This is a genomic window from Pseudomonas sivasensis (assembly GCF_052938085.1).
The window spans coordinates 3,553,802-3,566,255 of sequence record NZ_CP176442.1 but is presented as its reverse complement, the minus strand read 5'-3'; the positions used below and the strand labels follow the sequence as shown (position 1 = coordinate 3,566,255).

Below are 12,454 nucleotides of genomic sequence, written 5' to 3'. Positions count from 1 at the left end.
TGATTGCGGCCTGGCCTAGTCCAGGCCGTTTTCATTTGTGCTTCAGACGTTTAGGCAAATAGCCGACGGACTAGACCCAGACGTTAAAAGTTGTAAGCCCAAGGTAAATAGCCGGTAAAGGCGCTTTTCTTAATGCGCCCCAGTGCTTATCTTTCAGCCTCCCAAAGAAGAAGCTCTCGCGCCCAATGGTTGATCATTCCATGCAATCCTCCCCCCGCAACTCCCGTCGCTGGCTGTTCGGCCTGCTTGTGCTGCTGGTTATCGCCGGTCTGTGCTGGAAATTCTGGCCCGGCGGCGCGGCCCAAAAAGACGCACCGGCCGGGCACACCAGCAAAACCGGCATGGCACGCCCTGGTTTCGGCGGTTCCACGGGCCCGATACCGGTGCGCGTGGCGCCGGCGGTGTTGGGAGAGTTTCCGGTGTACTACAAGGCATTGGGCACTGTTACTGCGCTCAACACCATTAATGTACGCAGCCGGGTGGGCGGGGAATTGATGAAGATCGCCTTTGAAGAAGGGCAGATGGTCAAGGCCGGTGATCTGCTGGCCGAGATTGACCCGCGCAGCTACCAGAACGCCTTGCTCCAGGCCCAGGGCACGCTGATGCAGAACCAGGCCCAGCTGAAAAATGCCCAGGTCGATGTGGAACGCTATCGTGGGTTGTATGCCCAGGACAGTATCGCCAAGCAGACCCTGGACACCGCCGAAGCGCTGGTCCTGCAATACCAAGGCACGGTCAAGACCAATCAGGGCGCGGTCGACGACGCCAAGCTCAACCTTGAATTCACTAAGATCCGCGCGCCGATCGCTGGTCGCGTCGGCTTGCGCCAGCTCGACGTCGGCAACCTGGTGGCCGCCAACGACACCACCGCCCTGGCCGTGATCACCCAGACCCAGCCGATCAGCGTGGCCTTTACCCTGCCGGAAAACACCCTGGAAACCGTGCTCGCCCGTTACCACGCTGGCAACAAACTGCCCGTGGAAGCCTGGGACCGTGGCGACGTGAAACAGCAGGCCGTCGGCGTGTTGCAGAGCCTGGACAACCAGATCGACGTCACCACCGGCACTCTGAAATTCAAGGCGCGTTTCGATAACAAGGACAAAGCGCTGTTCCCCAACCAGTTCGTCAACGTGCACCTGCTGGCCGACACCCTGCACAACGTGGTGCTGGCGCCGTCCGCGGCGATTCAGTTCGGCAATGCTGGCACCTTTGTCTACAAGCTTGATGGCGACAAGAAGGTCAAGGTACAGCCCCTTGTGGTCGGTGATACCGACGGTGAAAACACCGTGATCAAGGAAGGCTTGGTCGCTGGCGACCGTGTGGTGCTGGAAGGCACCGACCGCCTCAAGGAAGGCAGCGAAATCGAAGTGGTCAACGACAGCACTGAAGTCCCGACCACCCCGACTGAGCACCTGCAAGGCAAACCGGCAGCGAAAGGGGAGACCGGCGCTGACGCTGGCAAGGCGCAAAAGGTCGGCGCATGAACCTGTCGCGGCTGTTTATCCTTCGCCCTGTCGCCACCACGTTGAGCATGCTGGCCATTGTCCTGGCCGGCATCATCGCGTACCGCTTGCTGCCGGTCTCGGCCTTGCCCCAGGTGGATTACCCGACCATTCGGGTGATGACCCTCTACCCCGGCGCCAGCCCCGACGTGATGACCAGCGCGGTTACCGCGCCCCTTGAGCGCCAGTTCGGGCAGATGCCCGGCTTGACCCAGATGGCGTCCACCAGTTCCGGCGGCGCTTCGGTACTGACCCTGCGTTTTAACCTCGACATTAATATGGATGTCGCCGAGCAACAGGTGCAGGCCGCGATCAACGCCGCCACCAATTTGCTGCCCAAGGACCTGCCGGCGCCGCCGGTATACAACAAGGTCAACCCGGCGGATACCCCGGTGCTCACCCTGGCTATCAGCTCCAAGACCATGTTGCTGCCCAAGCTCAATGACTTGGTCGACACGCGCATGGCGCAGAAAATTGCCCAGATCAGTGGCGTCGGCATGGTCAGCATCGCTGGTGGCCAGCGTCAGGCCGTGCGTATCAAGGTCAACCCCGAAGCCCTGGCGGCTAATGGCCTGAACTTGTCGGATGTGCGCACCTTGATCGCGGCGTCCAACGTCAACCAACCCAAGGGTAACTTCGACGGCCCGACCCGGGTGTCGATGCTTGACGCCAACGACCAGTTGGTCTCGCCCCAGCAATACGCCGAACTGATCCTGGCCTACAACAATGGCGCGCCGTTGCGCCTTAAAGATGTGGCACAGATCGTCGACGGCGCCGAAAACGAGCGCCTCGCGGCTTGGGCCAATGAAAACCAGGCGGTGCTGCTGAACATCCAGCGCCAGCCGGGTGCCAACGTCATTGAGGTGGTGGACCGCATCAAGGCGTTGCTGCCGAGCATCACCGACAATCTGCCTGCAGGCCTCGACGTCACCGTCCTCACCGACCGCACTCAGACCATCCGCGCCTCGGTCAAGGACGTACAACATGAATTGCTGATCGCCATTGCCCTGGTGGTGATGGTGACCTTCCTGTTCCTGCGCCGCGTCAGCGCCACGATTATTCCGTCCATCGCCGTACCGTTGTCTCTGGTGGGCACCTTCGGCGTGATGTACCTGGCTGGGTTCTCCATCAACAACCTCACGCTGATGGCCTTGACCATCGCCACCGGGTTTGTGGTGGACGATGCCATCGTGATGCTGGAGAACATCTCCCGGTACATCGAAGAAGGCGAGACCCCCCTGGCCGCCGCCCTCAAGGGCGCCAAGCAGATTGGTTTCACCCTGATTTCCCTGACCCTTTCGCTGATCGCGGTGCTGATTCCGCTGCTGTTCATGGCCGATGTGGTGGGGCGTCTGTTCCGCGAATTTGCAATCACCCTGGCGGTGGCGATCCTGATTTCCCTGGTGGTGTCCCTGACCCTCACGCCGATGATGTGCGCGCGGTTGCTCAAGCGTGAGCCGAAAGAGGCAGAACAGGGCCGCTTCTACAAGGCCAGTGGCGCCTGGATCGACTGGATGATCGAAGCCTACGGGCGCAAGTTGCAGTGGGTGCTCAAGCACCAGCCGCTGACCCTGCTGGTGGCCATCGCCACGTTGGGTCTTACCGTGGTGCTGTACCTGGTGGTGCCCAAGGGCTTTTTCCCGGTGCAGGACACGGGGGTGATCCAGGGTATTTCCGAGGCGCCGCAGTCGATTTCCTTTGCGGCCATGAGTCAGCGCCAGCAGGCGTTGGCCAAAATCATCCTGGCGGATCCGGCGGTGGAAAGCCTGTCGTCCTACATCGGTGTGGATGGCGATAACGCGACCCTCAACAGCGGACGCTTGCTGATCAACCTCAAGGCCCACGGCCAGCGCGACTTGAGCGCAGCCCAGGTAATCACGCGTCTGCAACCGGAAATCGACAAGTTGGTGGGTATCCGCCTGTTTATGCAGCCGGTGCAGGACCTGACCATCGAAGACCGTGTGAGCCGCACCCAGTACCAATTCAGCATGTCCTCCCCGGACTCTGAGTTGCTGGCGCTGTGGAGTGACAAGCTGGTGCACGCCCTCGGCCAGTTGCCGGAGCTTACCGACGTCGCCAGCGACCTGCAGGACAAAGGCCTGCAGGTGTACCTGGTGATCGACCGCGATGCGGCCTCGCGCCTGGGCGTCAGTGTGTCGACCATCACCGACGCGCTGTACGACGCCTTCGGCCAACGCCAGATTTCCACCATCTACACCCAGGCCAGCCAATATCGCGTGGTGTTGCAGGCCCAGTCCGGCGAGACCCTCGGCCCGGATGCACTGAACCAGATCCATGTGAAAACCACCGACGGCGGCCAAGTGCGGCTGTCGAGCCTGGCCCGTGTGGAACAGCGTCAGGCGCAGTTGGCCATTGCCCATATCGGCCAGTTTCCGGCCGTGATGATGTCGTTCAACCTGGCTCCCGGCGTGGCGCTGGGCAAGGGCGTGGAGCTGATCAACCAGGCGCAGAAAGACATCGGCATGCCCGTGGGCGTGCAGACCCAGTTCCAGGGCGCAGCCCAGGCGTTCGAAGCCTCGCTGTCGAGCACCTTGCTGCTGATCCTGGCGGCGGTGGTCACCATGTACATCGTGCTCGGCGTGCTCTACGAGAGCTATATCCACCCGATCACCATCCTGTCGACCTTGCCTTCGGCGGCGGTGGGGGCATTGCTGGCCCTGCTGCTCAGTGGTAATGACCTGGGCATGATCGCGATCATCGGCATCATCCTGCTGATCGGTATCGTGAAAAAGAACGCGATCATGATGATCGACTTCGCCCTCGACGCCGAACGCAACCAGGGTCTCGACCCGCAGACCGCGATCTACCAGGCCGCGCTGTTGCGCTTCCGGCCAATCCTGATGACCACCCTGGCCGCGCTGTTCGGTGCGGTTCCGCTGATGCTGGCCACCGGCTCCGGTGCTGAATTGCGCCAGCCGCTGGGTTTGGTGATGGTCGGCGGCCTGCTGGTGAGCCAGGTGTTGACGCTGTTCACCACACCGGTGATCTACCTGTATTTCGATCGCCTGGGTCGTCGCTGGCGCAAAGAACCGCAAAGCCTGGAGCCGGTTGAGTCATGAACCTGTCCGGACCTTTCATCCGCCGACCGGTAGCGACCCTGCTGCTGAGCCTGGCGATCATGCTGTTGGGCGGGGTGAGCTTTAACCTGTTGCCGGTCTCGCCGCTGCCGCAGATCGACTTCCCGGTGATCGTGGTCTCGGCCAGCTTGCCGGGTGCCAGCCCCGAGGTGATGGCGTCCACGGTGGCCACGCCGCTGGAGCGCTCCTTTGGCGCGATTGCCGGCATCACCACCATGAGCAGTTCGTCGAGCCAGGGCTCTACCCGAGTGATCCTGGCGTTTGACTCCGACCGTGATATCAACGGCGCGGCGCGTGAAGTGCAGGCGGCGATCAACGCGTCACGCAACCTGCTGCCCAGCGGCATGCGCAGCATGCCCACCTACAAGAAAATCAACCCGTCCCAGGCGCCGATCATGGTGCTGTCGCTGACCTCGGACGTGTTGCAAAAGGGCCAGCTCTACGACCTGGCCTCGACCATCCTGTCCCAAAGCCTGTCCCAAGTGCCGGGTGTGGGCGAAGTGCAGATCGGCGGCAGTTCCCTGCCAGCGGTGCGCATCGAGCTGGAGCCCAAGGCCCTCGACCAGTACGGCGTGGCTCTGGACGATGTGCGCAACACCATTGCCAACGCCAACCAGCGGCGGCCCAAGGGGTCGCTGGAAGACAGCGAGCGCAACTGGCAGATCCAGGCCAATGACCAGTTGGAAAAAGCCAAGGACTACGAGCCGCTGCTGATTCGCTACCAGAATGGCGCGGCCTTGCGCCTGTCGGATGTGGCGAAGATTAGCGACGGCGTTGAAGACCGCTACAACAGCGGCTTCTTCAACAACGAGCCGGCGGTGCTGTTGGTGATCAACCGCCAGTCCGGCGCCAACATCATCGAGACCGTCCGACAGATCAAGGCTCAACTGCCAGCGTTGCAGGCGGTGCTGCCGTCCAGCGTCAAGCTCAGCCTGGCCATGGACCGCTCGCCGGTCATCACCGCCACCTTGCACGAAGCCGAGATGACCCTGCTGATTGCCGTGGGGCTGGTGATTCTGGTGGTTTACCTGTTCCTCGGTAACTTCCGCGCCTCGCTGATCCCGACCCTGGCGGTGCCGGTGTCGCTGGTGGGCACTTTCGCGGTGATGTACTTGTACGGGTTCTCGCTGAACAACTTTTCGCTGATGGCGTTGATCCTGGCCACCGGCCTGGTGGTGGACGATGCCATTGTGGTGCTGGAGAACATTTCCCGGCATATCGACGATGGCGTGCCGCCCATGAAGGCGGCGTACTTGGGCGCCCAGGAAGTCGGCTTTACCTTGCTGTCGATGAACGTGTCGCTGGTGGCGGTGTTCTTGTCCATTCTGTTTATGGGCGGGATTGTCACCAACCTGTTCCGCGAGTTTTCCATCACCTTGTCCGCAGCGATCATTGTGTCGTTGATTGTCTCGCTGACCTTGACCCCAATGCTCTGCGCTCGCTGGCTCAAGCCCCACGTCAAAGACCGGATGACCGGTTTGCAGCGTTGGAGCCAGAGGATCAACGACCGGATGGTCGCCGGTTATGCCACCAGTCTGGACTGGGTACTGCGCCATCGACGCCTGACCTTGCTCAGCTTGTTGCTGACCATCGGCATGAACGTGGCGTTGTACGTGGTGGTGCCAAAAACCTTTATGCCCCAGCAGGACACCGGCCAGTTAATCGGCTTTGTGCGCGGCGATGACGGGCTGTCGTTCAGCGTGATGCAGCCGAAGATGGAGACTTTCCGCAAGGCGGTGCTCAAGGACCCGGCGGTGCTCAGCGTGGCGGGCTTTATCGGCGGCAACAACGGCACCAACAACGCGGTAATGCTGGTACGCCTCAAGCCGATCAGCGAACGCAAGATTTCTGCCCAGGCGGTGATTGAGCGCCTGCGCAAGGACGTGCCGCTGGTGCCGGGCGGGCGCCTGTTCCTGATGGCTGACCAAGACCTGCAATTTGGCGGCAGCCGCGACCAGACCAGCGCGCAGTACTCCTACATCCTGCAAAGCGGTGATCTGGCCGCATTGCGCCTGTGGTACCCGAAAGTCGTCGCTGCGTTGCGTGAACTGCCGCAACTCACCGCCATCGACGCCCGTGAAGGCCGGGGCGCAGCCCAGGTCACGCTGATAGTCGACCGCGACCAGGCCAAGCGCCTGGGCATCGACATGGACATGGTCACCGGGGTGTTGAACAACGCCTACAGCCAACGGCAGATTTCTACGATCTATGACAGCCTTAACCAGTATCAGGTGGTCATGGAGGTCAACCCCAAATACGCCCAGGACCCGATCACCCTCAACCAGATGCAGGTGATTACTGCCGATGGCGCACGGGTGCCGTTGTCGACCATTGCCCATTACGAGAACAGCCTGGCCGATGACCGGGTCAGTCACGAAGGCCAGTTCGCCTCGGAAAACATCGCCTTCGACATGGCCGAAGGGGTGACGGTGGAGCAGGGCACGGCCGCCATCGAACGGGCGATTGCCAAGGTCGGTTTGCCCGAGGACGTGATCGCCAAGATGGCCGGCACTGCCGATGCCTTCGCAGCCACCCAGAAAGGCCAGCCGTTCATGATCCTCGGCGCGCTCGTGGCGGTGTACCTGGTGTTGGGCATTCTGTATGAGAGCTACATTCACCCGCTGACGATCCTCTCGACCCTGCCGTCGGCCGGCGTCGGCGCCATGCTCGCGATCTACCTGACAGGGGGCGAGTTCAGCCTGATCTCCTTGCTGGGGCTGTTCCTGCTGATCGGCGTGGTGAAGAAAAACGCAATCCTGATGATCGATCTGGCCCTGCAACTGGAGCGTAACGACGGCTTGGGCCCCTTGGAGTCGATTCGCAGCGCTTGCCTGTTGCGTCTGCGGCCGATCCTGATGACCACGCTGGCGGCCATCCTCGGTGCCTTGCCCTTGCTGCTCGGCGCCGGCGACGGCGCCGAAATGCGTCGCCCCCTGGGCCTGACCATCATTGGCGGCCTGGTCTTCAGCCAGGTCCTGACCCTTTACACCACCCCGGTGGTTTACCTTTATCTCGACCGCGCGCGCCATCGTTTCAATAAATGGCGCGGCGTGCGTACCGATGCTGCCCTGGACACTGCGCTATGACCGATTCAACCTTTGCCAAATTGGCCATGACCCGCGGTTCCCGTGTCGCGAGCCTGGTGCTTTGCGGCGTATTGCTCAGCGCCTGCGCCGTCGGCCCGGACTACAAGCGCCCGGATGTTATCGAACCCGTGCAATTCAAGGAGGCCCAGGGCTGGCGTCAGGCCACGCCGAGTGATTCCTTGGCCCGTGGCGCTTGGTGGGAGTTGTACGGCGACCGCCAGCTCAACGACCTGGTGGTGCGCCTGAATACGGCTAACCAGACGGTGGCACAGGCCGAGGCGCGTTTTCGCCAGGCCCAGGCTCTGGTGCGCAGTTCGCGCGGGGCGTTTTACCCGACTGTCGACCTGAGCGCCGGTAAAACCCGCGCCAGCCAGGGCACCGGCAGCAGCAGCGCAAGCCTCAGCAGTTCCAGCAGTGGTATCCGCGACACCCTCAACGCGCAATTGGGCGTGAGCTGGGAAGCCGACATCTGGGGCAAATTGCGCCGTGGTCTGGAAGCCAATGAAGCCAGCGCCGAAGCCAGCTCTGCGGACTTGGCGGCCATGCGCTTGAGCCAGCAATCGGAGCTGGTGCAGAGCTACCTGCAATTGCGCGTAATGGACGAACAGACCCGCTTGCTGCAAGCCACGCTGGACACTTACCAGCGCTCCCTGCAAATGACCGAAAACCAATACCGCGCTGGTGTCTCCGGCAAAGATGCGGTGGCCCAGGCGCAAACCCAGCTCAAGAGCACCCAGGCGAGTCTGATCGACCTGATCTGGCAGCGTGCGCAGCTGGAAAACGCCATTGCGGTGTTGATCGGTGAAGCGCCGGCCAACTTCAACCTGGCCGTGAGCAAGGACATCCCGGCACTGCCACAGATTCCGGTGAGCCTGCCGTCGCAGTTACTGGAGCGCCGCCCGGACATCGCCTCGGCCGAGCGCTCGGTGATCGCTGCCAACGCCAATATTGGCGTGGCCAAGGCCGCCTACTACCCGGACTTGAGCCTGAGCCTGGCCGGTGGTTATTCCAGTAGCACGTACGCTGACTGGATCAGCCTGCCAAACCGCTTCTGGTCAGTGGGCCCGAAGCTGGCCATGACCTTGTTCGACGGCGGCCAGCGCTCGGCGGAAGTCGACCGCACTGTGGCGTCCTACGACGAAACCGTGGCCAAGTATCGCCAGACGGTGCTCGACGGCTTCCGTGAAGTGGAAAACTACATGGTGCAACTCAAGGTGCTGGAAGACGAGGCGGTGGTCAGTAACGAAGCGCTGGAAGCGGCGCGCGAATCCCTGCGCTTGACTCAGAACCAGTACAAGGCGGGGTTGATTGCCTACCTGGATGTGGTGACGGTACAGGCGACCGCACTCAGCAATGAACGCACGGTGTTAACGCTGCTGCAGAGCCGGTTGGTAGCCAGCGTGCAACTGATTGCCGCGTTGGGGGGCGGTTGGGATGGGCAGACGTCAATAGCCGAGTAGGCGTGAGGGGGAATAATGCTACGTGGTCAGGACTTGTTGCGCGCACTTGGTGCGGTCTTAGCCAATTGAGTCTGTAGTTGCTGAGCGAAGATCAACAGGCCAACGCGCGATAGCCGAACGAAAGGGCTCTTTGTTCGGCTCACTCATCATTGTTTGCCAACCTGAGTTAAATGGCTCTGAGAGATATTAAATCAGCAAATTTGTATGACTTGGAGTTGTTCTCAACATGCAGCTCTAAAGAGTCATGGTTATACGATATCAAACTCCCAAATTCTGTTGTAGAGCGACCTTTGTATTCCAGAATTATTTTTGTGTACCGTGGTAGGTATTTTAGAATTTGGTCAACTTTACAAGCGACTCGAAATTTCAATACTCGGTTATCTCCGTCGGTTAATTGGTATTCTTTTCCACCGGGAAAATGATAGGTAATGACCGTGTCCTCGAAAGCGTCGATTCTCCCCCAGACTTCATATATTTTTTGTTTTTCATAACATATTTGTTTGTCATAACATAGATGAGTGCTTACTACGTACTCGCCATCGTCAATGGGGAAAGTGCCGCGTTCAGCAATTTTTCGCTCTACATAGGGTGTTATATCGGTCACTGCTTGAGCATCTCCGATGTTTTCGATTCTATAAGACTTGATTTCGCCGCCTTTGTCTCGAATACATTGAGTGCCTTTCAGGTGGCCAGTGTTCTCAGTGTTATTAGGGTATAGAAGTGCGATGATGGCCATTTCTGAAACTCCGAATGTCATGTGGAGTAAAGTTTATCGCTCTCAGCATGAAAGTCACCTGTAAGATATGACAGTTTTATATATCCTTACGGAATAAAAATTTTATTTTATGGAGTGCAGGATGCTGGGAGTTTGTGTTAAACCCGATTTCTAAATACGGGCGTCTATACTGGAAAAGGGGTAACAATTCTCTAAAATTTTTAGTTTTTGTTATCCCGAGACCCGCCAACACTGAAGCGACACACTGCCTTTGATACGCAGGTGACGTCGCACACGAGCTATAGACCACTCCGGACCTGGCCAGTAGTTTGACGTCAAATTACAGGTGATGGCCCTATGATAATTAATCACCTGCACCAGAATTAATCTCGCTACAATCGCGCGCTTTGCCACCCTGGCACGGACGTCTCAAAACTGTTGCCCGCGAGAAATCCCATGCTCATCGGTAGTTATTCAACCTCCCTCGTCGTGATCTCCCTGTGCGTTGCGATCCTGGCCTCTTATACCGCGCTGGACCTGACTGGCCGCATTGCGACCGCCAAGGGCCGCGCGGTTTATTTGTGGATGGCCGGCGGGGCATTGGCCATGGGCGTGGGCGTCTGGTCGATGCACTTCATCGGCATGCTGGCCCTGCGCCTGCCGTTTGCCTTGGGCTTCGATATCGGCATTACCGCGCTGTCGTTGTTGATCGCGGTGATGTCCAGCGGCTTTGCCTTATGGCTGGTCAGCCAACCGCGCTTGCCCGCCTGGCAATTGGTGTTTGGCGCGCTGGTCATGGGCACCGGCATTGCCACCATGCATTACACCGGCATGGCCGCGATGCGCATGACCCCCGGTATCGACTACGACCCCACCTTGTTTGGAGCTTCTCTGTTAATAGCGGTCGTGGCCTCGGGCGCCGCTTTGCAGATAGCTTTCAACCTGCGGCGCAACACGCCGTATGTACGCCTGGCACGCGGCGGGGCGGCGGTGGTGATGGGGTTTGCCATCGTCGGTATGCATTACACCGGAATGGCCGCAGCACGCTTTGCCGATGAAAGCTACTGCGCTGCCGCGTTGGACGGCTTGACCGGCAAGGGCCTGGATAACTTGGTGCTGGTCACCACCCTGGCGGTGCTTGCCATCGCATTGCTGACCTCGTTGCTCGACGCTCGGCTGGAGGCCCGCACCGCGGTGCTCGCCGATTCCCTCAGCCTGGCCAATCAGGAGCTGACCCACCTGGCCCTGCATGACATGCTCACCGGTCTGCCTAACCGCACGTTGCTGGCCGATCGGATTCAACAGGCCATACAGGCGGTTAACGAGCAGGGCGGTTGCTTCGCCTTGATGTTTATCGACCTGGATGGCTTCAAGCCAGTCAACGATGCCTTTGGCCATCACATGGGCGACCAGTTGCTGCGCGAAGTCGGCCTGCGCCTGCGCGAAGACTTGCGCGGCCACGACACCCTGGCGCGCATCGGCGGTGATGAATTTGTGCTGTTGGTGCAACTGAGCCAGCCAGACGATGCCCTGCGCTTGGCCGAGCGGCAGGTCGGGCTGATCAACCGCTCATTCCAGGTGGCCGAGCATGAGCTGAAAATCTCGGCCAGTATCGGCATCGCTGTGTTCCCAGGTAACGGTGGCAACCCCCAGGAATTGTTGATGAACGCCGACGCCGCGATGTACCACGCCAAGGGCATGGGCAAGAACGGCTACAGCTTTTTCGACGTGTCGATGAACACCAATGCGCGCAAGCAATTGCAGTTGTTGCAGGACCTGCGCAACGCCCTCGACCAAGAGCAATTTCGCTTGTACTACCAACCCAAGTTCGATGCGGTCAGTGGTATTGCGGTGGGCGCCGAAGCGCTGGTGCGCTGGGAGCATCCGCAGCAGGGCCTGTTGTTGCCGGCCACCTTTATCGAACTGGCGGAAAAGACTGGCTTGATCATTCCCATCGGCGAGTGGGTGCTTAATGAAGCCTGCCGTCAGATGAGCGTGTGGTACGCGCTGGGTTATGAGCATTGGCGCATCGCCGTGAACCTGTCGGCGTTGCAGTTCTGCCATGCGGGGCTGGTCAAGAGTGTGGCCGACGCCCTTGATCGTCATCAGTTGCCGGCCAACAGCCTGACCCTGGAGATCACCGAAACCACCGCCATGAGCGATGCCGACGCGAGTATGACGGTGTTGCAGCAGCTCTCGGACATGGGCGTCGACCTGTCCATCGATGACTTCGGCACCGGCTATTCCAGCCTGATGTACCTCAAGCGGCTGCCGGCCAACGAGTTGAAGATCGACCGCGGTTTTGTGCGCGACCTTGAGCACGACAGCGATGACGCCGCCATCGTTTCGGCCATCGTTGCCCTCGGCCAGGCCTTGGGATTGCGGATTGTCGCCGAAGGCGTGGAAACGGACGTGCAGCAGAGTTTCCTCACGCGGCTGGGCTGTAACTCCCTGCAGGGTTACTTGCTGGGGCATCCGCTGCCGGCCGATGGTTTCATGGCGGATATTCTGCGGGCCGAGGACGCACAGGCGCCTGACAAAAACAGTGCCTGACGGTTAGTATCGGATCCAACCCTAACGCCAGGTTGGATCA

General features: G+C 60.1%; 6 protein-coding genes. 5 read left to right on the top strand and 1 reads right to left on the bottom strand.

Annotation, left to right across the window (positions count from 1 at the left end; all coding sequences use genetic code 11):
• Positions 1-185 precede the first annotated feature (185 nt).
• Genes ACKZ62_RS16580 through ACKZ62_RS16565 form a run of 4 tightly spaced genes read left to right on the top strand, consistent with a single transcriptional unit; the run spans position 186 to position 9,146 of the window.
• Positions 186-1,484, top strand: coding sequence for an MdtA/MuxA family multidrug efflux RND transporter periplasmic adaptor subunit (locus tag ACKZ62_RS16580; protein ID WP_032886865.1), 1,299 nt, complete (start codon positions 186-188; stop codon positions 1,482-1,484).
• On the top strand, positions 1,481-4,582 hold the full coding sequence (locus ACKZ62_RS16575; protein WP_032886863.1) for an MdtB/MuxB family multidrug efflux RND transporter permease subunit: 3,102 nt from the start codon (positions 1,481-1,483) through the stop codon (positions 4,580-4,582). The genes ACKZ62_RS16580 and ACKZ62_RS16575 overlap by 4 nt, the downstream gene beginning before the upstream one ends.
• Positions 4,579-7,686, top strand: coding sequence for an efflux RND transporter permease subunit (locus ACKZ62_RS16570; RefSeq protein ID WP_447095538.1), 3,108 nt, complete (start codon positions 4,579-4,581; stop codon positions 7,684-7,686). The genes ACKZ62_RS16575 and ACKZ62_RS16570 overlap by 4 nt, the downstream gene beginning before the upstream one ends.
• Positions 7,683-9,146 carry an efflux transporter outer membrane subunit gene (locus ACKZ62_RS16565; RefSeq protein ID WP_032886861.1) on the top strand — a complete coding sequence of 488 codons (1,464 nt, stop codon included), beginning with the start codon at positions 7,683-7,685 and terminating at the stop codon, positions 9,144-9,146. Before ACKZ62_RS16570 ends, ACKZ62_RS16565 begins: the two co-directional genes overlap by 4 nt.
• A 166-nt stretch (positions 9,147-9,312) precedes the next feature.
• Here ACKZ62_RS16565 and ACKZ62_RS16560 read toward each other — a convergent pair whose 3' ends face one another.
• Complete coding sequence (locus tag ACKZ62_RS16560) at positions 9,313-9,882, bottom strand: hypothetical protein (RefSeq protein WP_095185864.1); 570 nt, start codon at positions 9,880-9,882, stop codon at positions 9,313-9,315.
• Positions 9,883-10,317: 435 nt separating this feature from the next.
• On the opposite strand from ACKZ62_RS16560, the gene ACKZ62_RS16555 reads away from it, so the two are divergent.
• On the top strand, positions 10,318-12,414 hold the full coding sequence (locus ACKZ62_RS16555; protein ID WP_122764273.1) for an EAL domain-containing protein: 2,097 nt from the start codon (positions 10,318-10,320) through the stop codon (positions 12,412-12,414).
• Positions 12,415-12,454: the final 40 nt, after the last annotated feature.

Coding starts and splice junctions, on each gene's coding strand:
- ACKZ62_RS16580 (WP_032886865.1), top strand. CDS start 186: ATGGTTGATCATTCCATGCAATCCTCCCCCCGCAACTCCCGTCGCTGG.
- ACKZ62_RS16575 (WP_032886863.1), top strand. CDS start 1,481: ATGAACCTGTCGCGGCTGTTTATCCTTCGCCCTGTCGCCACCACGTTG.
- ACKZ62_RS16570 (WP_447095538.1), top strand. CDS start 4,579: ATGAACCTGTCCGGACCTTTCATCCGCCGACCGGTAGCGACCCTGCTG.
- ACKZ62_RS16565 (WP_032886861.1), top strand. CDS start 7,683: ATGACCGATTCAACCTTTGCCAAATTGGCCATGACCCGCGGTTCCCGT.
- ACKZ62_RS16560 (WP_095185864.1), bottom strand. CDS start 9,882: ATGGCCATCATCGCACTTCTATACCCTAATAACACTGAGAACACTGGC.
- ACKZ62_RS16555 (WP_122764273.1), top strand. CDS start 10,318: ATGCTCATCGGTAGTTATTCAACCTCCCTCGTCGTGATCTCCCTGTGC.